At 49.6% G+C, this 21,295-nt stretch carries 19 protein-coding genes; 3 read left to right on the forward strand and 16 right to left on the reverse strand.

Annotated elements, in window-relative coordinates:
* The 9 genes from KTH89_RS23615 to KTH89_RS23655 form a co-directional block, all read right to left on the reverse strand.
* Positions 1 to 684: Rpn family recombination-promoting nuclease/putative transposase (locus KTH89_RS23615; protein WP_238723345.1), on the reverse strand; the 684-nt coding region annotated here is incomplete at its 3' end.
* A gap of 218 nt (positions 685 to 902) precedes the next feature.
* Positions 903 to 1,496, reverse strand: a complete 594-nt coding sequence (locus tag KTH89_RS23620) for a DNA-3-methyladenine glycosylase I (RefSeq protein WP_238723346.1) — start codon at positions 1,494 to 1,496, stop codon at positions 903 to 905.
* Between the two features lie 104 nt (positions 1,497 to 1,600).
* Positions 1,601 to 2,956, reverse strand: coding sequence for a GH1 family beta-glucosidase (locus KTH89_RS23625; RefSeq protein ID WP_238723347.1), 1,356 nt, complete (start codon positions 2,954 to 2,956; stop codon positions 1,601 to 1,603).
* On the reverse strand, positions 2,953 to 4,230 hold the full coding sequence (locus KTH89_RS23630) for a Gfo/Idh/MocA family protein (protein WP_238723348.1): 1,278 nt from the start codon (positions 4,228 to 4,230) through the stop codon (positions 2,953 to 2,955). Before KTH89_RS23630 ends, KTH89_RS23625 begins: the two co-directional genes overlap by 4 nt.
* An 11-nt stretch (positions 4,231 to 4,241) precedes the next feature.
* Positions 4,242 to 4,934, reverse strand: coding sequence for an SDR family NAD(P)-dependent oxidoreductase (locus tag KTH89_RS23635; protein ID WP_238723349.1), 693 nt, complete (start codon positions 4,932 to 4,934; stop codon positions 4,242 to 4,244).
* A gap of 3 nt (positions 4,935 to 4,937) precedes the next feature.
* Positions 4,938 to 5,414 (reverse strand): VOC family protein, encoded by a 477-nt coding sequence (locus KTH89_RS23640; RefSeq protein WP_238723350.1) that lies wholly within the window; start codon positions 5,412 to 5,414, stop codon positions 4,938 to 4,940.
* On the reverse strand, positions 5,353 to 6,420 hold the full coding sequence (locus KTH89_RS23645; protein ID WP_238723351.1) for an ABC transporter permease: 1,068 nt from the start codon (positions 6,418 to 6,420) through the stop codon (positions 5,353 to 5,355). Before KTH89_RS23645 ends, KTH89_RS23640 begins: the two co-directional genes overlap by 62 nt.
* Positions 6,417 to 7,943 carry a sugar ABC transporter ATP-binding protein gene (locus KTH89_RS23650; protein ID WP_238723352.1) on the reverse strand — a complete coding sequence of 509 codons (1,527 nt, stop codon included), beginning with the start codon at positions 7,941 to 7,943 and terminating at the stop codon, positions 6,417 to 6,419. Before KTH89_RS23650 ends, KTH89_RS23645 begins: the two co-directional genes overlap by 4 nt.
* A gap of 63 nt (positions 7,944 to 8,006) precedes the next feature.
* A complete protein-coding gene (locus KTH89_RS23655) occupies positions 8,007 to 9,071 on the reverse strand; it encodes a sugar ABC transporter substrate-binding protein (RefSeq protein WP_238723353.1) in 1,065 nt (354 codons plus the stop codon).
* A gap of 404 nt (positions 9,072 to 9,475) precedes the next feature.
* Here KTH89_RS23655 and KTH89_RS23660 point away from each other — a divergent pair, with 404 nt between their 5' ends.
* Complete coding sequence (locus KTH89_RS23660; protein WP_238723354.1) at positions 9,476 to 10,531, forward strand: LacI family DNA-binding transcriptional regulator; 1,056 nt, start codon at positions 9,476 to 9,478, stop codon at positions 10,529 to 10,531.
* A gap of 379 nt (positions 10,532 to 10,910) precedes the next feature.
* Here the strand turns inward: KTH89_RS23660 and melA are convergent, their stop codons facing one another.
* On the reverse strand, positions 10,911 to 12,233 hold the full coding sequence (gene melA / locus KTH89_RS23665) for an alpha-glucosidase/alpha-galactosidase (RefSeq protein WP_238723355.1): 1,323 nt from the start codon (positions 12,231 to 12,233) through the stop codon (positions 10,911 to 10,913).
* A gap of 325 nt (positions 12,234 to 12,558) precedes the next feature.
* Between melA and KTH89_RS23670 the strand changes: the two genes are divergently transcribed.
* Both KTH89_RS23670 and KTH89_RS23675 read left to right on the forward strand, forming a co-directional pair.
* On the forward strand, positions 12,559 to 13,389 hold the full coding sequence (locus KTH89_RS23670; protein ID WP_238723356.1) for an AraC family transcriptional regulator: 831 nt from the start codon (positions 12,559 to 12,561) through the stop codon (positions 13,387 to 13,389).
* 123 nt (positions 13,390 to 13,512) lie between these two features.
* The gene (locus tag KTH89_RS23675; protein ID WP_238723358.1) at positions 13,513 to 15,702 is read left to right on the forward strand and encodes a transglycosylase domain-containing protein; all 2,190 of its coding nucleotides are present in this window, start codon (positions 13,513 to 13,515) and stop codon (positions 15,700 to 15,702) included.
* 410 nt (positions 15,703 to 16,112) lie between these two features.
* Here the strand turns inward: KTH89_RS23675 and KTH89_RS23680 are convergent, their stop codons facing one another.
* The 6 genes from KTH89_RS23680 to murB form a co-directional block, all read right to left on the reverse strand.
* Positions 16,113 to 17,288, reverse strand: a complete 1,176-nt coding sequence (locus tag KTH89_RS23680) for a cation:proton antiporter (protein WP_158343556.1) — start codon at positions 17,286 to 17,288, stop codon at positions 16,113 to 16,115.
* Complete coding sequence (locus tag KTH89_RS23685; protein WP_158343558.1) at positions 17,278 to 17,628, reverse strand: hypothetical protein; 351 nt, start codon at positions 17,626 to 17,628, stop codon at positions 17,278 to 17,280. Before KTH89_RS23685 ends, KTH89_RS23680 begins: the two co-directional genes overlap by 11 nt.
* A gap of 219 nt (positions 17,629 to 17,847) precedes the next feature.
* Complete coding sequence (locus KTH89_RS23690) at positions 17,848 to 18,105, reverse strand: HPr family phosphocarrier protein (protein ID WP_158343560.1); 258 nt, start codon at positions 18,103 to 18,105, stop codon at positions 17,848 to 17,850.
* A 2-nt stretch (positions 18,106 to 18,107) separates the two neighbouring features.
* On the reverse strand, positions 18,108 to 19,067 hold the full coding sequence (gene whiA, locus KTH89_RS23695; protein ID WP_158343562.1) for a DNA-binding protein WhiA: 960 nt from the start codon (positions 19,065 to 19,067) through the stop codon (positions 18,108 to 18,110).
* A 23-nt stretch (positions 19,068 to 19,090) separates the two neighbouring features.
* Complete coding sequence (gene rapZ, locus KTH89_RS23700) at positions 19,091 to 19,966, reverse strand: RNase adapter RapZ (RefSeq protein ID WP_158343564.1); 876 nt, start codon at positions 19,964 to 19,966, stop codon at positions 19,091 to 19,093.
* Positions 19,967 to 20,890, reverse strand: a complete 924-nt coding sequence (gene murB / locus KTH89_RS23705; RefSeq protein ID WP_158343566.1) for a UDP-N-acetylmuramate dehydrogenase — start codon at positions 20,888 to 20,890, stop codon at positions 19,967 to 19,969.
* Between the last annotated feature and the right edge of the window lie 405 nt (positions 20,891 to 21,295).

Raw genomic sequence — 21,295 nt, forward strand, 5'->3', positions numbered from 1 at the left:
CGTATCTACCGTTTCCTTCATATACTCATCTCCTTTGGCCAGCGTCTTCATCTCCTGAATACTCCCGGCGGAAATAAGCCTGGCCCAGCGATATACATCCGTTCCCCTCTCCGTTTCCGAAGCCTGCTTTAATTTACTTAATTCTACCACATGAAACGCCAGCTTGTCACTATAGATACGTCCGGTCTTTACATTCGCTATCTTATGTATAGAATAAAATTCCCTCTGATCCGGAAACAGAGTAAAATCCAATATGCCTATATGGATACAGGCCTTCGCGTTCCGGTAGTCCTCCCCTTTCCGTACACTGCTCACAAACAGCTTGCTGTTATAGAAAAGAGACCGGTCCTCCCAATAATTCACATGATACATCTGCATCTCAATATTGATGTGCCTCTTATTCTGGCAGAGTATCCTCAAATCCAGTATCCCTTCCTTATCCTCCAGGTATTCCTGATCGAGATGGGTATCCAGAAACTCGATATCACGGATACTCTCAGGCGGAGCATTCAACAAAGCGCCCAGGAGACCCTGAAGACCTTTTTTGCTTCTTCGGAATACGCTGCGAAATACTACATCATTTTTGAGCGTCAGTTTCAATTCCCGCATAGCGCTCTGCCGGCTCCGGTCAACCAGAAATCCGTCCTTTTTTTCTTCGTTATTCAGTTGTACTTTTTTGTCCATACACACTTCTCCTTTGTTTTTGGATTGTTTTACCTAATTCATGGATTAAATGGCGAGACGCCAGATAGATAAGGCAGAGAATTCTGCCTGATGTATTTAATATAGCATAACTTTATAGAAAGTACAAGGCGCCCTGCGGCTTGGTCATGACCAGGTCGTAGGGCGTATTATCCGGTTCTTTTCTTCATTTTCGATATCTTACTAAAAACCCATACAAATCATATGATAGAGTAAGGATATTTTTGAATTAACTCTTTATATAGGAAGCAATCGGGTGCGTGGTCATTGATTATACCGCAGGCCTGCAGATGGGAGTAGACGGTAATAGCTCCCAAATATTTGAATCCCTTATTCTTCAGATCTTTACTGATGTCTTCGGACAATTTATTTTGGGCCGGCAGCTTCCTGCAGGAGTGGTCTTGATACAAAATCGTTTTGTGGCCGGAAAAGGACCACAGGTAATGGTCGAAGGATCCGTACTGCTGACGGATACGCAGAAAACAGTTGGCATTATTGATAACCGCTTCTATCTTCCTTCGGGAACGGATCATATCCGGCATCTGCAGGATCTCCTCTATCTTTGCTTCCTCATAGGCCGATATTTTCTCATAATCGAAATTGTCAAAACACCGGCGGAAGGTTTCCCGCTTCTTCAGCATCATGGTCCAGTTCAGTCCGCACTGCATGACCTCCATCATGAGAAATTCAAACTGTTTTCGGTCATCATGAACAGGGATTCCCCATTCGCTGTCGTGATACTCCTGTAAGATCCCATTATCCTGACACCAGGTGCATCGGATGAGTTCTTTCATATATAATAGCTCCTTCCGGACACGAATTTCATCTTAGATCCTTCTATTATAAAGAACAAGTGGGAAAATAGCAATCCGTTGCTGAAAAATGGGAACGCCCCTGTCTAATCTTGGTTGACAATCCCGTTCTGTTCCATAATCTTCCGGTACCAGTAACCACTCTTTTTCACAATACGGCCTCCGGTCCTCCGATCCAGGTAAATCAGCCCGAATTTGTTCCGGAAACCCGTATTCCACTCAAAGTCATCAATCAGGGTCCACACATAATATCCCTTGAGATTCACTCCCTGTCGGACGGCATCCCAGCAGGCCATAATATGGCGTTCCAAATAGTCGATGCGGCAGTCATCCAGCACTTCCCCCTTGACGTTGACCACGTCCAGGAAGCTGGCTCCGTTTTCCGTCACATAGATTTTAGGATGCTTATATTCCCGGTCCAGATGTACCAGCAGTTCCGTTAAACCACGCTCAACGATGGGCCACCCATATTCCGTCACGGAGTAATCCCCCGCCGTGGTTGTAAAATACAGCGGCCAGTTATCGCCGCCGGCTCTGGTAAATTCGATGTAGTAATAGTTGACACCCAGAAAATCAACCGGTTCCCGGATCAGCTCCATATCCATAGGTTCCATGTCCGGCAGCGTAAGTCCCATATCCTGATAATACCGCATCATATCTTCCGGATAACAGCCCTTGAATAACGGGTCCAGAAACCATCGGTTCGCATAGCCGTCGTTGCGCAGGGCAGCCTCTTGATCTGCCGCATTGTCCGTCGCCGGCTCCCTCGGACACAGATTCAATGTAATCCCGATTTCGCCGTTCCCATGCAGCTTCCGATATGTCCTTACCGCCATCCCATGGGCGCGGAGCATATTATGGGCCGCCTGAAGGGCACTTGAAAAATCCCGGATCCCGGGAGCAAAATCTCCGGCATAGTATCCGTTAAACGCGCACACCCACGGTTCATTCAATGTGATCCAGGATAAGACTCGGTCACCCAGACCGGAGAACACCGCCTCGCAGTATTGTACAAAATAATCCGCCGACTTCCGGTTCAGCCATCCCCCCAGATTCTGGAGCCATTGGGGCATATCCCAGTGATAGAGCGTGACCATGGGGCGTATGCCATTTTCCAGCAGAGCATCCACAAGGTCAGAGTAAAACCGTAACCCCTCCTCGTTAGCCCTCCCGCTGGCATCCGGAAAAATTCTGGGCCATGAGATGGAAAACCGGTAGTTTTGAATTCCCATTTCCCGCATCAGACGGACATCTTCCCGATAACGGTGGTAGTGGTCGCAGGCCACATCCCCTGTCGTATCATCCTGTATCCTGCCCGGGATGTGGGTAAAGCGGTCCCAGATCGATTCCCCTTTTCCGCCCTCCCTGGCTGCGCCTTCAATCTGGTAGGATGCTGTGGCAGCACCCCACCGAAAATCCCCGGGAAATATGTAATCTCTCATCTTCTAATCTCCTTTGCCACTGAACCGTTGTCTCCCACCGACAGTGTCTTAGTCTCATTTGTCAAACCAGCATCGTCTGCCGCCAGCGCCTTTCCTTCATCTTCCAAACCGCCGCCGTCGACTGCCAGCGCCGCTTCTTCATCCGCCTCGAAATCGGCAAAATCAGATCTTCGCAGATACCCCTGAGGAAGCGGTTTCGGCCGGTAAAAATCTGTAGTCATCGAATAGGCACGCTTCGTCCGCGCACTCTCGGCGATTCCATGCAGCGCCTCCAGAGAGTGGACGGCCATCTCCTTACCGGCTCTGGGCACACGCCCTTTTCTGAGTGCCCAGGCCATCTCCGCCGCGCCCAGGCCTCTGCTGTTCTCCTCAAATCCATGGTTCTGTTGTATAGCAGCAGGTTCCCTGCTTCCGCGCCGCAGCACTTTTACTTCTCCCCCGAACCCATCCGGGTCCGGCAGGTACAGAATACCCTGGGTTCCGAATATGGTCAGTTCCGGGTAACGGTTCATGATACATTCCGAGTTAAAAAGTACGGTCCCCATTGCTCCATCTTGGAAATGCAAGGCTCCTGCCATCAGGTTTTCACATTCCACCTGATAGGGCTCTCCAAAGCCGGGCCTGTTGGGATAGCGGTGGGTCCGCATCGGTTCCCTGGTATCCATGAATCCGCTGACCTCTTTCACCGGTCCCATCAGGCTCAAAAGCGCCGTCATATAATAGATTCCCACATCAAAACCGATGCCGCCGCCCGCTCTTGCGATATAGGGGATGAATTCCGCCCCCACCCGGTTATCCCGGTTCAGTACAGCCAGGCATCCGGTGGGTTCCCCGATCATCCCGCTGTCCAGGATGAATCTGCCGGTCTGGAGGGCGGACCCCAGGAACGTATCCGGCGCGGCTCCCAGATACACATGATTCTTATCGGCCAGCGTCGCCAGTTCCTTTGCTTCTTCAAGTTCAAGCGCCAGCACCTTTTCCGTATAGACATGCTTCCCGCTCTGCAAGAGCTGCCGGATCACCGCATAGTGGGCTGCCGGCGCCGTCAGGTTGATCACCATCTCGATGGACGTATCTTCCATGATCTCTTCCAGGGTCATGGAACGGATTCCGTATTCCCGGGCTTTTTGTTTTGCCGCATCTTCCCGGATATCACAGCAGCCCACCACCTCCAGGATGGAGAACAGATCCCTGCAGTTCTTCAGATAAATATCGCTGATCATCCCGCAGCCAACGACCGCAGTTCTGACACTGCGCATATTTTCCCGTTCCATAGAGACGCCTCCTACCATGGCAGCTTTCTGCCGTCGTATTTAAAAAACAGTGCTCCTTCTTCCAATTCATCCATGTGCTCTGCCAGCCGGATGATCTCCCCGGCGCTGAACATGGGATCCAAGTCCGCCTGCGCCCCTCCCATGTCCGTACGCATCCAGCCGGGACACACGGTAATTATATTGCGCCTGTCGCCGTGTTCCCGCACGTATTGCCGGGTCGCCATATTAAGGGCCGCCTTGGACATACAGTAGGAATACATGCCCCGCTCTTCACAGTTGGTAAGGCTTCCGCTCTCAGAGGAAATATTCACGATCCTGGTCTGCTCTTTGATCTGCCCTGCCAGTCCTTTCAGAATACGCAGCGCTCCAAATGCGTTCACATTCATCATATCGGCCATTTCATCGATATCCAGATACGTTAATCCCTTGCGGTCTTTTTCCCAAAAGATGCCTGCCACATTGTAGATCAAGTCGAACACTTCCACCTTTTCCCGAAGCTTTGACAGCGCGTCCTGAATCGCCGCATCAGAACCCACATCCCCCAGATATACATGGCACATGGGATAGGTATTCTCAAGTTCATCCACGGCATCCGTCCGTTTGCGCACAATCATGTGGACACTTTCTCCCGCTTTCAGATAACTCGACGCGATACAGTAGCCCAGCCCCCTGGAAGCGCCGCTTACCAGAATTTCTCTCGCCATCTCTTACGACCACCTTTCCAGCAGTTCGACCACGGTCTTAAGGCTGTCGAAGGCGTCCATATAAGCGTATCGTCCATCCTGGGCGGCGAAGTAGCCTTTCTGGATCATTTTCATTCCGAATTCCTCACAGTTTTTGATACACGCATCCAGATCGTCCACTACAAACGCAATGTGCTGGATACCTTCCCCGTATTTGTCCAGGTAATCCCGCCAGATCGATTCCGCTTTGTTGGGCTCGATCAGTTCGATATCCATCGGCCCTCCTACATTGAAGAACGCTAATTTGGAGTCGATCTGGGGCGCATCCTGATCCATGTATACCGTCCTGGTGACTCCAAACCCCTCTTCCCCGCCTGTACTCTGTATGGTTGGCGGAACCGGCACTCCCAGAAATTCCGCGTATTTTTTCTTAGTCGCTTCAATGTCTTTTACAATATATCCCACCTGCACCATTTGTCTCGTATTCAGTAATCCCTGCATGTGAATGCTCCTTTTTTACTATTTTCACTGTTTGTAGCCTCCGCACCGTGTCGATGAAAACAGCGAGGATCAGAATCAGTCCGTTTAGCAGATCCTGATAATAGGCCTGTATGTTCAAAAGTGTCATGGCATTGGAAAATATAGTCAGCAGGGCAACGCCGAAAAATGTTCCCACTATATTTCCCTTGCCGCCTCCCAGTCCCACGCCGCCCATAATGACGGAGGAGATCGGAATAAATTCACTGCCTACGCCCGCAGTGGGCACGGCGGTACGCATCTGCGCGGTCCAAAGGATCCCGGCAAGTCCCGAGGAGAGCCCCGTGATCGCGTATGCGAACATTTTGATTTTATTGACTTTAATCCCCGACAGATAGGCCGCCATCTGGTTGGAGCCGATCGCGTATACGGAACGCCCGAATTCCGTATATTTCATCATAACGAACACGACGATAAATACCAGTATCATCACCCAGAACTGAACCGGCACGCCCAGGAATGTCTGAAACGCCAGGTTATCCAAAAGTTCGTTGGAAATACGGATCTTATTTCCCCCCGTGGTCAGGGAAGCGATTGCCCGAAAGGACATCTGGGTTCCGATGGTAGCGATCATGGGTACGATCTTCATTTTAGTCACGATGAAACCGTTCACCATACCTGCCAGAATTCCGATCACCAGAGCAGCCAGCAGCCCCACTCCAATGGGATATCCCTGCTGATAAAGCACTCCGATCACCATACTGCTCACAGCCATAACCGACATCTGGGACAGATCCAACCCGCCCAGGAGCATGGATACGGTTACCCCTCCTGCCAGCACGCCGTACGTGGCCATGGACATTCCCAGATTTTTCATATTTGTCCCGGTCAGGAAATAGGGAGAGGCGATCGAGACGATAATGAAACCCAACGCAACCGCCACGAACATGCTGACCTGTGAACTGTTCATTTTCAGAAACCGCCTGACCTTCGCAACTCCTCCTGTTTTCATCAAACCCTTTTCATTCATACCTCTTCCTCCAAACTGCAGTCCGTCTCGCCCAACACCGCCTTCATAATCTCGAACTGTTGATATGGCTGTTCTCTCTTATCAAATGCAGCCGTAATTCTTCCGTCGTGCACTACGATGATCCGGTCACAGATCGCCATTGTCTCCGGCATCTCCGAGGAGGCCATCAGAATCCCCAGGCCCTCCTTACAGAATTCCTCCATTAATTTGTAAATCTCCGCCTTTGCTCCCACGTCCACTCCTCTGGTAGGTTCGTTGAGCAGCAGTAACTTCGGCTTTACATTCAGACACTTGGCAAATACCACCTTCTGCTGATTTCCTCCGGATAAGGACTCCACATCGGTATCCACATCCGGCGTCTTTACATCCAATGTCTGTACCCATTGCTCTGCCATCCGGCGCTCTTTTCTAAGATTCAGAAATCCCCTGCCGGCGATTTTCTTCAGGGAAGCCAGGGTAACGTTAGCCCCCACCGGCATATTTAACAGCAGTCCGCCTGCTTTTCGTTCTCCCGGCACATAGGCGACGCCCGCGCGTATGCTTAGGTGGGGATCTGTAAGCGCCGTCTCTTTACCATTCAGATAAAACGTACCGGACTCGCATTTCTCGATGCCGTATATACACTGGGTAATCTCTTCACATCCGGCTCCCATCAGTCCGTACAATCCGACGATCTCGCCGGAATGAACTTCAAAGCTGATATCCTTAAGAAAATGGCTGCTCAGGTTTTTCACCTCAAATACCACCTCGTGCATCTCATGTTCCTCCACCGGATACATATTTTCCAGCTCCCGGCCCACCATAGCCTCTATGATCGATTCCTTCGTCTCCTTCTCAATGAGGGAGCGGAGCACATTTTTTCCGTCTCTCATGACCATTACCGAATCACAGATGGAAAAGATCTCATCCAGTTTATGGGAGATGAAGATCACCGAGCCTCCCCGTTCCTTATATTTTTTCACGATCTGATAGAGCTGTTCAATCTCTTTATCCGTAAGGGACGCCGTAGGCTCATCCATCACGATCACTTTGGAGTTTCGCACAAATGCCCTGGCCACTTCTAACAGCTGCTTTTGTGCGGTCAAGAGCCCACCCGCTTCCTCCATGGGGTCCAGCTCATCAAGTCCCAGCTCCCTTTGAATCTCCAGGCTGTCCTGATAGAGTCTGCGGTAATCGACGATTCCGCTTTTCTTTTTCGGCAGCCTGCCCAGGAAGATATTTTCTGCAATACTGACCGTACTCAAATAGTTTAATTCCTGATAGATTACAGATACTCCCAGTCCGATGGAGGCAATGGGGGAATATTTCCCGCTGTCCACCGGGTGTCCGTCGATCTGAAGCGTGCCTTCATCCTGCTTGTAGGCGCCGGACAATATTTTCATCAACGTGGACTTCCCTGCGCCATTCTCACCTACCAACGCCAGAACTTCGCCTTTTTCCAGATACAGGTCCACATGGTCGAGGGCTTTTACACCCGGAAATGCTTTGCAGATTCCGCTCATTTCCAAAATACGCTCACCCATCTTCCGCCCCCTCCTTTCTATTTTCCGCCTGTTATAAATATGAAGAACAATCGGTCACATTTCTTATTCGGGATGCAGTTCCAGTACATTATCCGGATCCATGACAACCGTATCGGAATATGTCTTGTGCTCTACGCTCTCGCCGTTCACCAGTTTCTGCGCAATTTCCAGCACGCCGTATCCGTACTTCTCCATTCCGGAGGACACTTCGCCCTTGGTCACGCTCTTCTCACCGGATTTGAAAATATTGATGGTAGCGTCCATTCCATCATAGGAGAACAGGTTCAGTTTATCGTCAAAGCCCTGGGCCTTGGAGGCAGAGTAGATCGCATCGTTGAAGCTGCTCGCAAAACTGATCATCAGTACATTCTGCGCATCCTTGTGGGTAGTCAAGAAGTCCGTCATCTCCTGACGCACACTTTCCAGATCGTAATTGGTCAGAGATATGTAAGCCACCTGATCCTCTGTAATCAGCTGATTATCCAGCAGCATCTGCTTGGGAACCTCGGTACGTTTGGCCACATCTTCGCCATGGGAAGGGGAATCCATCAAAATGAGAAGATCACATTTTCCATCCATTTTATTATTCACGTAGTCGACCAGATATTTTCCCAGTTCCTCTCCGGCTTCCCCGTTAGACAGGCCATAAAAATAGGAATCTTCGCTGGGGTCCGCGTCAATACAAATATGATAGACACCGTCCCGTTTGCAGTCGTCCGCCAGCGCCTGGCTGGTCTCAAGCGATGACAGGAAGTCGACGATCACATTACATCCCTGCGCCACATAGGAATCATAGGTGGACCGGATCAGCGACATGTCCTCTCCCGGAGTGCTGTAAAGACATTCCACACCGGCCTCCTTACAGGCCTTCTGCATCCCCTCTCCAAATTTGATATGTACCTCCTCATCCGCCGTCCGGTCCAGCACGCCTATCTTCAGGACGGCGCCCTCTGTTTTATCCTCAGGCTTCATTGTCTGTGAGGGTGCTTCTGTCTGTTCCGGCGCTTCCGGCTGTGCCGAATCGGAAGCCGTTGTTTTCCCGGTATCTGCTGCGCTGCCCCCACAGCCTGCCATGCAGATTACTCCCAGCATTACGGATAATACGACCGCTACTAATCTTTTCTTCATTTCGTCTCCTCCTGAATATGAAATATGATTATTTTTTGCTACACAGTACCTGTCCTTTGCCGCGCGCTGTAAAAGGAAATTTACTATATGTCGAATATAGCATGTGTGTACAAGTATGTCAACATATTTTGTATAATTTTATACGTTATTATAGGTATTTTTAAACATATTATTGTTTTTTCTTTAACATCATCTAGTTTATAGTGGGTATTTTTCTTATATTATTACATTTTATCCAGTTTTCTTTCTCTTTCAAGCATTTTTCTTTATGTTCTATTTTATACTCTATATGTATAATTTTATACATTATATGTGCATTTTTATTTACATACCTATTGCACTTCAATGAAATTCCTGATATAATGTCCATAGTTTTTCAATATCACATAAGTAGGGGAAAAAATATGAATCAAAGGTATGGTACATACAGTGTCAATCAGATCGCTCAGGCGCTGAATCTCTCCCGCAGCACGGTTTCCAAGGTATTAAACGGCCGCCCGGGAGTATCTGAGAAAACATATAATCTAATCATGAATTATATCCATGCGGCGGACAAACAGCCGGATAACCCGTCGGCCGGCAATGCATCCGGCCAAATGCCGACGATTATGTTCTCTTATTGTCTGGAAAATATAGAATATATCAACGGATTGCTGGCAGGGATCGAGGAAGCCCTGAAGAATAACGGTTATCTGCTCGCGGTGAATATTGTCACAAGGAATTCCGGGGAAGGGAATTATCTCCCCCCTTCCGTGTACAGTGGTTCCGTAAAAGGCATCATATCTTTCAATATCTATGATCTGGCTTACTGGGAAGAGGTGTGCGCCCTGCCGGTGCCCTCCGTCTTTCTCGACACCATATATGACAAACACCGCTTTTCCGGAAAAACAGATATCATACTTCCGGAAAATGAAGCGCCTCTCATGGAGGCGATCACCGCATTAGCCAGGGAAGGGCGGCGCAACTTCGGCTTTCTTGGATATCCATACTTCTGCTACTCTCTGTATCAAAGATGGGAGACTTACCGGAACACGTTAAAGAATCTGGGTCTGCCTTTGAATGAGGAGAACTGCATATTGGATGATTTTGACCAGATGCCCGATATCGACATGGCCCAGGCACTCAAGAACCGCCTGATTCAGATGAAAAACCTGCCGGATGCCTATATCTGCACCAGCGACAAACAGGCGATCCAGCTTCTCAGGGCTTTGAAAGAACTTTCCGTGTGTGTGCCGCAGGATGTGGCCGTCATCGGCTTCGACAATCTGCCGGAATCCCTGCGCCAGGATCCCCCGCTCTCCACTGTTGACGCCTACTCAAGCGTTCAGGGTTCCCTCGCTGTGACGGCATTGCTGGATCGGATCGCGCATCCGGACCGGCCCCATATCACAATACAGTGCCAGACAAAACTGCTGCTGCGTGAATCCAGCGGGCACAGTACCAGAATCGGGGGCGAATGAAATGCTTCTTCCTCGGGTTTGGGCATGCCCGCTGTCAAGGCCGGGGACAGGGGCGATATCTGGGGGGCTTCCGGCTGCTGGGGCCTTTGTGTCTTATGTCTCCCGGGAAGCACGGAGGGCTAGCGCTGGCATCCGCTAAGGGGAATCAAAAAGCCGGGTTCAGGAACCGAGCCTATTCACCAGGAACACCTGATGTGTTCCCGGTTCAGAGGCTCTTGCCCGTCGGACGTGAAGTCCGCCGTGCATCCTGAACCCGGCTTTTTGATTCCCCTAAGCGGCTGCACAGCCGCCCTATGTGCTTCCCGGGAGACATAAGACACAAAGGCCCCAGAATTCAGAAAACAGCCGGATATTGTGTACATCTATGTTGGATAAGATCCTATAGATACATCTTCATATAATCCCCGTGTGCAGCTATCAGCTCATCGCACATCTTTACAATATCATCTATACTAAGCTCTGCCCCTGTGTGCGGGTCCATCATGGCAGCCTGATAGATGTATTCTTTCTTCCTTGTAACAGCCGCCTCTATGGTCAGCAGCTGCACATTGATATTGCTCATGTTCATGGCTGCAAGCTGCACCGGAAGCCTTCCCACCCAGGTGGGATGAACGCCGGTCCCATCCACAAGACAGGGAACTTCCACGCAGGCGTCTGCCGGAAGATTCTCGATAGAACCATGATTGATTACATTTCCGCCAATCTTATACGGCCGGTCTGTCACAATTGCTTCCATAATATAGGAAGCATATTCCAGACTTCTGTCGTGGGTGATCTTGCCGTCACTTAGTATATGATTCCTCTCTTCCTCCCAGCCCTTGATCTGTTCTATACATCTTCTGGGATATTCATCCAGCGGAATGTTGAATCTGTCAATCAGCTCCGGATAGCGGGATTTGATGAAAAACGGATTGTATTCGGCATTGTGTTCACTGGATTCCGTACAGTAATACCCCAGATGCTTTATGTACTCAAACCGGACCATGTCTTTATGTCTGCCCGCCGCATTCATCTCAACCGCTCTTCTTCGTATTTCCGGATACAGGTCATTGCCGTCCCGATCTTTAATTTCCAGCAGCCACGCCATATGATTAATTCCCGCGATCGTCTCCAACCGCCCTTCCAGTTTATCCTCCATATGCAGTTCCTCCAGCAGATGGCCGGAACAGCACTGAACGCTGTGGCAGAGCCCTATTGTCTTAACTCCTGTATAACGCTGCATATAGCCGGTCAGGATTCCCATAGGGTTCGTATAATTCAGGAAAAGGGCATCCGGACAGACTTCCTCTATGTCCCTGGCAAACTCCTCCAAAACGGGAATGGTGCGCAGTCCCCTCATGATCCCGCCGATACCCAGACTATCTGCTATCGTCTGCCGAAGCCCGTATTTTTTTGGGATTTCAAAATCGGTTATGGTGCAGGGGTCATATCCGCCTACCTGAATCGCATTTACTACAAATGTGGCATTTTTAAGCGCCTCTTTTCTTTGCTCTGCACCCAGATAGGTTTTGATACCGGCCCGGCCCTGATTTACATTTTTGTTGATCGCTTCAAGGATGACGGCGGATTCCTCCAGCCGCTTTTTGTCAATGTCGTACAGCGCTATCTCACTGTCCTGCAGGGCCGGACTGCACATGCAGTCTCCCAGTACATTTCTGGCAAACACCGTGCTCCCTGCTCCCATAAATGTTATTTTTGTCATGTTCTTTCCTCCGTTTCCTTTTTACAAATTTGAATTTTTCATACATCTGTTACCTGTCCGCACACATAGCATACTCTGCCGTCTTGTTTTATGTTTTGTTGCATGCTTAAGGACTATCCCGAAGTCCTTCCGGTTTTACATAACGTCGTATGTCACTATGTTTTGTTGCTTTCTTATGATCTGTATTATATAATCAGCATGTGCAGGATTCTATCTTATTTGTGTCATATAATTGTGAATTTGTTGTATTTTACGATTTCTACTCCTTTGTGTAATCCTCTGTGGCGGTAGATCAATTAACAAACAGCATGAAACGGTGATTAGGATGAATGAAAAAATACCCGGGATACTCTCTATTTATTTTTGCGGAAGTGAACAATGCGCCCCCGGCCACTCTTTCGGGCCTGCCATACGGCCCCACTATCTGCTCCATACGATACTGGATGGCAGGGGCATCTTTATACGAAATGGAAAAACCTACCATCTAAAGGCAGGGGATGCATTTCTCATCTCCCCCATGGAATCAACATTTTACCAGGCGGACAGAGCGGATCCGTGGAAATATGCCTGGATCGGATTCGACGGACTGGGCGTGGAAGAATATGTAGTGAGAACCTGCTTCCGGAATTCCCCTGTTTATCACTGTCCGGATGGCCGGAACACACGGTCTGCCATGGCCTCTGTGATGGCAGCCATAACAGAGGCCTTTCCCGCCGCCGGTCAGAACTCCTTGACCCTTATGGGGTATTTCTTCCACCTGTTAGGTATCATGCAGGGGACGCAGCCTGCAGAATATCTCAGCCCTACGAAGGGATATCTGGAAAAGGCGCTCGATTACATCCATAATAATTACAGCTACAATATCCATATTTCAGATATCGCAGCTTATATTGGCGTAGACCGCTCATACCTGTACCGCCTGTTTATGGAAATGGAACACATCTCTCCCAAACAATATCTGATGAGGTTTAGGCTGCGGACCGCATCCGGCATGCTGCGCTCCCCGCAGTACACCATAACAGAAATTGCCTGTTCCTGCGGTTTCCGGGATACGGCCACCTTCTGCAGCCAGTTTAAGAAAAGCACAAAGCTTACCCCCAGTCAATTCCGGAAGAAAACAAGAGAGGAAAACGGAACGAACGTTGCATTTTTATGAACAATCTTAAATTTTCTTTAAAAAATGCGGTAGCTTAGGTAATATCATTGAATAATCTTCTTCATTATGCTACTTTTAATAAAGCAGTTATAACATCTGTACAGAAAGGAATGATGCCAAGGAATGTCAGCACAGACAAGAAAACCTCAAAATTCCGGAGGCAGAAAAACCTCTTCCAGATCTCCCGGCACAAGACCTGCCGGAACAAGGCCGACTGGTTCAAAATCATCCGGTTCAAAAGCTTCTGCTCAAAGACCGAATGCATCTTCTACACACAAGACTTCCCAGCAAAGCAAAGGGGCAGCAGGCGCGGTCAGGAAACCGTCCGCCTCCGCCAAGGCGCCCTCTAATGGGAAACGTAAAAAACGCAAGAAAAAAGGCTCCGCGGGCTTTTATTTTATACAGTTCCTCATACTGACGGTTCTTCTCGGGACTTTTGCTATTTTCGCCATCTCTTACGGGCCGAAAATCTATTCCTTATATAAGGAAGCAAAAGAACTGGTCGCCGATTCCGACCGTTCTACGTTCATGACCGGCCAGTCCGGTATGATATATGACAAGAACGGTACTCTGATCACGATCCTCAAAGGGGATAAGGATATGTATTATCTCCCTTCCGACCAGATTCCCCAGGAAGTCAAAGACGCCATCGTCAGCATTGAAGATAAGCGCTTTTATAAACATCACGGCGTAGACCCGATCGGTATCCTCCGTTCCGCTGTATCCCTGGTCAAAAAAGATGAAATCACCCAGGGCGGAAGTACCATCACGCAGCAGCTGGCCAGGAATGTTTTCCTGACCCACAAGGTCAGCTGGGAGCGAAAAGTCCAGGAAATATTTATATCCTTTCAGCTGGAACGGCTTTACAGCAAGGATGACATCCTGGAGTTTTATATCAACAACATATATTTTTCAGACGGTTACTACGGAATTCAGGCTGCCAGCCGCGGATATTTTGATCAGGACGTGTCCGAACTGGACTTGTCCCAGATCGCATTTTTGTGCGCGATTCCCAACAATCCCACACTCTACGACCCAAAGGATCATATGGAAAATACTTTAGGCCGCAGAGACCGGATATTAGAAAATATGAAAGAGGATGGAAAGATAAGCGACGGCCAGTATCAGCAGGCTATTTCCGAAGAAATCACGCTCCATGAAAAAACGGCTGTGGCAACCACCTCCACATCAGCCGACAGTTATATTACTTACTGCGCGGTCCGCGCATTGATGGAGACGGACGGTTTTGAATTTCAAAGCGAATTTGACAGCGAAGAGGCCCAGCAGGCCTACCAGGATTCTTACAACACTTTATACGATCAGTGCCGGCAGGATCTCTATACCAAAGGGTATCAGATCCACACCTCCATCGATATGTCCTTACAGCAGGAACTGCAAAGCGCCATCGACGCCAGCCTGTCTGAATATACGACGCTTGGCACAGAAGGAGCTTATGCCCTGCAGGGCGCCGGTGTCACCATTGACAACTCCACCGGCTATGTGGCGGCCATCGTCGGCGCCCGCAGCCAGGAAGATATGCCTTTTTCCCTGAACCGGGCGTATCAAAGCTACCGTCAGCCGGGAAGCTCTATCAAACCGCTGATCGTCTACACCCCGGCTCTGGAGAAGGGGTACACCCCGGATTCCACGGTAGTCGACCGCAAAACAGAGGATGGGCCCGACAACTCCAACGGCAAATATTCCGGCTCTATCACCCTGCGCTATGCGGTAGAGCAATCCAAAAATACGGTGGCCTGGAATCTGTTCCAGGAGATAACCCCCAAAGTGGGCCTTTCCTATTTAAAAGAGATGAATTTCTCAAAAATAACGGACGATGATTACAATCTGGCCGCGGCACTTGGCGGTCTTACCAAAGGAGCCACTCCGCTTGAGATGACCTCCGGCTATGCGGCCCTGGAAAATGGAGGCCGTTACCGCGCGCCTACCTGTATTATACGCATCACCGATCCTGCCGGTAACAGTATCGTCGAGACCTCCCCGGAAGAAAAGCAGGTCTATACCGAGGAAGCCGCCCGGACCATGACCGATATTTTAAAAAGCGTCATGACAAAGGGTCTCGGAAAAAGCGCCCGCATCTCCGCCATGGACAGCGCCGGTAAAACCGGCACGACCAACGATAACAAAGACGGCTGGTTTGTCGGCTACACCGGCTATTACACCACAGGTATCTGGGTCGGTTACGATATGCCCCGCAAATTACCGGGCCTGTACGGTTCCTCCTATCCCAGCGAAATCTGGAAGCAGTTCATGGAAACTGCCCACGAGGGCTTGGACCCCATCTCCCTGCCCTAATGATCAATGTCCTAATAATAGCTTTATCCGGGGAGACTCCCGGCCGGCGGGGCCTTTTTGTCTTCCTGGAAGCGCATAGGGCGGCTGAACAGCGCTTAGGGAAATCGAAAAGCCGGGTTCAGGATGCACGGCGGACTTCACGTCCGACGGGCAAGAGCCTCTGAACCGGGAACACATCACGTGTTCCTGGTGACTAGGCTCGGTTCCTGAACCCGGCTTTTCGATTTCACTTAGCGGCTGCCAGCGCAAGCCCTCTGCGCTTCCGGGGAGACAAAAAGACCCCGTCGGCTGGGAGTTTCCCCGGATACCGTCTCTGTCCCCTGCCTTAAGCAGCGGGCATGCCCAAACCCGAGGAAGGACTGAACCGCATAGCAACAGGTTCTCCCACCTTTTTGTTACTCAGTAGATTGTCATCCCTTTTTGATTTCTCCGGCCTTCGTCAATGCCAGCTTCGTGGCCAGCGGTCCGATCAGCTCATAGATCACGGTACCGCAGAGTATGATCGCCCGGATCGCGGCCCCATGCTCGGGTACTACAGTCATGGCGATTCCCGAGAGGCCGATGGCTACGCCGGCCTGAGGCAGCAGGGTAAAGCCCAGATACTTCGATACTACCGGAGGGGCTTTGGAAACCTTGGCGCCGAACGCCGCTCCTAACGCCTTACCCGCCACACGGAACACGATATAGATCGCTCCCACCACTCCGATCGTGGGAATGATGCCGATATTTAACTCTGCCCCGGATATGACGAAGAACAGCATGAAGATCGGCGGAGTCAGCCTGTCTACGATCGGGAACATGACATCGATTTCCGTGGATATATTTACCAGCACACCGCTCATCATCATACAAGCCAGCAAAGAAGATAAGCCCAGCATATCGGATACTCCGATGCACAGGAAAATCATACCGACGATACAGGACAGCCTCGTTCCACGTCCTGTGAACAGTTTCAGCAGGTATCTTAAGATAATTCCCAGGATTGCGCCATATACCAGCGCACCGACGATCTCGAATACAGGCTCCAAGAGTGTCTGGGCCAAAGCCACCTCTCCCTGGGAGGTGATGGCCTTGGCGATGGCAACGGAGATACCAAAGCTCATCAGGGCAACCGCATCGTCGATGGCCACAACCGGAAGCAGGGTCTCGGTCACCGGCCCTCTGGCTTTATATTGTTTGACTACCATCAAAGTAGCCGCAGGGGCCGTCGCTGCGGCGATCGCTCCCAACACCAGTGAAAACGCCACATTCTGACCGGTCAGGATCAGTACCAGATCGACCAGCAGAACGGCCGCCACACCTTCGCAGACCGCGATGATGACCGGAGATTTTCCGACTTTTTTCAAATAGGACAGCTTGAATTCGGATCCGATAGAAAACGCAATAAATCCCAGGGCAATCTCGGAAATGATATCGAAGCTTTCGATTGTTTCAAGCGGCAGTATTTTCAGACAATAAGGGCCGGCCAGCAGACCGATAATCAGATAGCCGGTAACGTTCGGCAGATGCACCTGCTTAATCAGCTTCCCTCCGGCCAGCCCCAAGAACAGGGCAATAGCCAGATAGGTCAATGTATTAAGCGTCATAGGATTCACCCAGCCCTTCTACATAGGTAATCGGGATCGAGAACATGATTCCCGTATTCGGCTCTTTCATATCACCGATCACGTTCTTAATGGCATTTCTGGTATCCATGACCTGCTCATCTTTCAGCACAAACAGCATCAGTTTACAGGCTTCTTTTTCATCCGAGGTCAGCATGGAACGCAGTACCCCGAACATGGGCAGTTCTTCCATATTAATTAGGGCCTGCGCCATCCCGGTTCCTTCCAGTATCGTCCCCCCGGACACGCCCGCCTCCGCCAGTTCCCGGATCAGACGTTCCATGAGATCTACTTTCTTCAGTATCAGCACTAATAATTGCATAATATCCCCCTTTTCATATTGATATAAATTATGGCAGGCAAGTTATTGCCCACCTGGTTTCTTATGTTTGCCTGTTTTCCAAGGCATATAGGTATACCCGCAGGGTGTTTCTTATATTTGCCTGTATTCCATGGCATATAGGTATACCCGCAAGGGTATTTAACGGGAAAACAGGCGCCTATCAGGCGCCTATTTTATAAGGTATACTTCTCTTATTTATTATTTTGAGCTGCTCAGGTATTTTTCGATTTCGCCGATAGCATCTTCCTCGTCTCCGCCGTCAGCGGATACTACGACCTCTTCCCCGGCGGATAAGCCCAGGGTCATCATACCCATAATACTCTTTGCATTCACTTTCTTTTCTGCAATTTCCACATAGATATTACTCTCGAATTGACTGGCTACCTGGACCAACATAGCGACCGGCCGTGCTTCCAACCCAGATGAAAGTTGAATGGTAATAGGTTTCTTAATCATAATTACTCCTCCTTGTTTTGCCTTAGCTCTTCCGCTAAACTACTTAATTTTCTCAGTCTATGATTTACCCCTGACTTTCCCACCTGGGGCGTAAGCAGCATACCCAGCTCTTTTAAAGTAGCTTCCGGATACTCCAGTCTCAATGTTGCGATCTCACTCAACCCTTCCGACAGATCATCGAATCCGACAGTCTGCTGTATATAGCGGATATCCTCGATCTGCTTGACCGCCGCCGAGACAGTTTTATTGATATTTGCCGTCTCGCAGTTAACCTGGCGATTTACAGAATTCCGCATATCCTTCAGAATCCGGACATTTTCCAGATTCATCAGGGAAACATGAGCCTCCATCACATTCAGGATGTCCACAATCTGGGCTCCCTCTTTAATATAAACCACATAGTACTTCTTTCGCAATACAATCTTAGCCTCTATATCGAAGCTGCGTATGATTTCCTGAAGCTGAATGGCTTTCGGCATTGTAGAACAGACGATTTCCAAATGATAGAATTTCTCCGGATCGCTGATCGAACCCGACGCCAGAAACGCACCTCTTATGAAAGCCCGCCTGCAGCAGGCGCGCTGGATCACCAGATGATTGACCAGCAGGACTTCATCGTCCTCATCATTTGGCAGCATATCCAAAAGCTTTGTAGCCTGCAATATGCGGAGAGAATCCTCCGGATCTTTTACCGTCAGCAAATAGGTTTTGCTTTTTTTGAGATATACATTCCTGCGAATAGAAATTTCCGTCTTTATATTAAAGGTTTTTTTCAATAATGTAAAGTACTTTCTGGCAACTGCAATATTTTCCGTATGAATCTTTACAAAATATCTGCTTTTCTCCGTGACCTGGATTCGGCCGCACATGCCGATGATAGCTGCAATTTCTGCGATCTGGCAATGCCTGGCCCGGTTTACCTGCCTGGAAAGTTCTTCCTTGACCTCACTGGAAAAGGACATAGCTTCCTCCTTATAAGGGACCTCTATGCTTTGCGCACGGCATCCTTTTCAATATCCCGGTGTTCAATCTTCAGCCCGTATTCCACCGAATTACCAAGGGCCTCATACAGCTTATTTGCCAGTGTCACAGAGCGATGCTTGCCGCCGGTACAGCCAATACTGATCACAAGCTGATTTTTACCTTCTATTATATAGTTTGGAATTAAAAACTTCAACATTTCGACCAATTTATTTAAAAATTCGTGAGAAACGTCAAAACCCATCACATATTCCTGCACTTCTTTGTCATTTCCGGTCTTGGGTTTCAGTTCATCAATATAATAGGGGTTGGGCAAAAAGCGCACATCAAAGACCAGATCGGAATCGCTGGGGATCCCATACTTAAAACCAAAGGACAGGATGGTGATCACCAGATTTTTAAATTCCTGATTCTGTACAAATATTTTATCCAGTTCTGCCTTTAATTCTCTTGTCAATAATTGGCTGGTATCGATGATGTAATCCGCCTGTTTTTTCAAAAACTCCAGTTTCCGCCGTTCTTCCTGAATCCCTTTATCCACCCGGCCGCCTCCGGACAGCGGATGGCTTCGCCTGGTCTCCTTGTAACGCTTGACCAGAACTTCATCCTCCGCATCCAGGAAAAGGACTTCATAGGTGAATCCGGCCACAACCATCCCTTCCAGCACCTGCTCCAGTTCTCCCAGAGCCTGTCCGCTGCGGATGTCTACCCCCAGCGCGACCTTTGTGATCTCACTGGATGGAGCATAGGTAAGCTCCGCAAATTTACTGATCAGAGAAATGGGCAGATTATCCACGCAATAATAGCCCACATCCTCCAGCATTTTCAAAGCGGTACTTTTTCCCGCGCCGGACATACCGGTTACAATGACAAATCTCATTTAATCGACTCCCTCGAAACATCCAAGCGTCTTCACCTCTGTCTCCAGAGTGACGCCAAACTGTTCTTTTACTTCGGCCTGTATATGCCGGATCAGCTGCATAATCTGGGATGCGGTAGCATTCCCCCGGTTAATCACGAAACCACAGTGCTTCTCCGACACCTGCGCGTCCCCTACCCGGCATCCACGAAGGCCGGCATCCATAATCAGCTTACCGGCGAAATATCCCTCCGGCCTCTTGAACGTGCTGCCGGCGCTCGGATATTCAAGCGGCTGCTTTTCACTGCGGGCCTTCTGTAGTTTCTCCATCTGTCCGCGGATCAATTCCGGTTCCCGGGGCGTCAGCTCAAATTCCGTTTCCACCACGACACCGTGAACTTTGGCCACCGCACTGGTCCGGTAACCAAACTCCATCTCCTCCCGGGTAAGCACCTTAAGTTCCCCCTGTGGTGTCAGCATCGTTACCGAAGTACACACATCCTTCAGTTCTCCCCCGTAGGCTCCCGCGTTCATTACCGAAGCTCCTCCGACCGTCCCCGGGATTCCTGCTGCAAACTCCAGACCGCCAAGTCCCTCTTCCAACGCCCGTTTTGCCAGACGGGATAACAGTACCCCGGCCTGTGCCGCAATGCTGGTTCCCTGCACCCGGATTTCATCCAGATTCTGAAAGACCTGAATCACAGCTCCCCGGTATCCGGTGTCGCTGACTAACAGATTACTTCCATTGCCAAGTATATAGTAAGGGATTTTGCAGTCGTTACAGATTCGAATTGTCTGCTGCATTTCCTGAATGGTATGAGGGGTAATAAAATAATCCGCAGGACCGCCGACCCGAAACGTCGTATGTTTCTTCATGGCTTCTTTCAGTTTAACGCTGCCGCTGCCGACAGTTTGCATGATTTGATCATAGAATTCCTGATTCACTGATAGGTCCTCTTATATTCTAATATATATTCACTAATATATTCCAGAGACGGTAACATTTATACCTGCAAAACCGTCTATGATTATCATACAATAATCGAACGATGAATTCAATCATTTTACTATGACAATCTTTGTGTCGATTTTTGCCGTTTTATAGGGGTTTTTACTAAGAGGGGAACGGGGGACATGTCCATTTCGGCTTGGGACGGGGCTGCCGCACTCACTTAGCACTCTTCCCGGGGCTTCACATGCCCGCTGCTTAGGACTTGGAACCGCGGGCGGTATACGGGGACGCTCCGGGGTGGCCGGGTTCTTTTGTATCTCCCTGGGGGCGCATAGGGCGGCTGTGAATACGCTTAGTGAAATCGGAAAGCCGGGTTCAGGATGCACGGCGGACTTCAC

The sequence above is a fragment of the Diplocloster agilis genome (genome assembly GCF_019042275.1).
Classification (GTDB): Bacteria; Bacillota; Clostridia; order Lachnospirales; family Lachnospiraceae; genus Diplocloster; species Diplocloster agilis.

Coding starts and splice junctions, on each gene's coding strand:
- KTH89_RS23620 (WP_238723346.1), bottom strand. CDS start 1,496: ATGAAAGAACTCATCCGATGCACCTGGTGTCAGGATAATGGGATCTTA.
- KTH89_RS23625 (WP_238723347.1), bottom strand. CDS start 2,956: ATGAGAGATTACATATTTCCCGGGGATTTTCGGTGGGGTGCTGCCACA.
- KTH89_RS23630 (WP_238723348.1), bottom strand. CDS start 4,230: ATGGAACGGGAAAATATGCGCAGTGTCAGAACTGCGGTCGTTGGCTGC.
- KTH89_RS23635 (WP_238723349.1), bottom strand. CDS start 4,934: ATGGCGAGAGAAATTCTGGTAAGCGGCGCTTCCAGGGGGCTGGGCTAC.
- KTH89_RS23640 (WP_238723350.1), bottom strand. CDS start 5,414: ATGCAGGGATTACTGAATACGAGACAAATGGTGCAGGTGGGATATATT.
- KTH89_RS23645 (WP_238723351.1), bottom strand. CDS start 6,420: ATGAATGAAAAGGGTTTGATGAAAACAGGAGGAGTTGCGAAGGTCAGG.
- KTH89_RS23650 (WP_238723352.1), bottom strand. CDS start 7,943: ATGGGTGAGCGTATTTTGGAAATGAGCGGAATCTGCAAAGCATTTCCG.
- KTH89_RS23655 (WP_238723353.1), bottom strand. CDS start 9,071: ATGAAGAAAAGATTAGTAGCGGTCGTATTATCCGTAATGCTGGGAGTA.
- KTH89_RS23660 (WP_238723354.1), top strand. CDS start 9,476: ATGAATCAAAGGTATGGTACATACAGTGTCAATCAGATCGCTCAGGCG.
- melA (WP_238723355.1), bottom strand. CDS start 12,233: ATGACAAAAATAACATTTATGGGAGCAGGGAGCACGGTGTTTGCCAGA.
- KTH89_RS23670 (WP_238723356.1), top strand. CDS start 12,559: ATGAATGAAAAAATACCCGGGATACTCTCTATTTATTTTTGCGGAAGT.
- KTH89_RS23675 (WP_238723358.1), top strand. CDS start 13,513: ATGTCAGCACAGACAAGAAAACCTCAAAATTCCGGAGGCAGAAAAACC.
- KTH89_RS23680 (WP_158343556.1), bottom strand. CDS start 17,288: ATGACGCTTAATACATTGACCTATCTGGCTATTGCCCTGTTCTTGGGG.
- KTH89_RS23685 (WP_158343558.1), bottom strand. CDS start 17,628: ATGCAATTATTAGTGCTGATACTGAAGAAAGTAGATCTCATGGAACGT.
- KTH89_RS23690 (WP_158343560.1), bottom strand. CDS start 18,105: ATGATTAAGAAACCTATTACCATTCAACTTTCATCTGGGTTGGAAGCA.
- whiA (WP_158343562.1), bottom strand. CDS start 19,067: ATGTCCTTTTCCAGTGAGGTCAAGGAAGAACTTTCCAGGCAGGTAAAC.
- rapZ (WP_158343564.1), bottom strand. CDS start 19,966: ATGAGATTTGTCATTGTAACCGGTATGTCCGGCGCGGGAAAAAGTACC.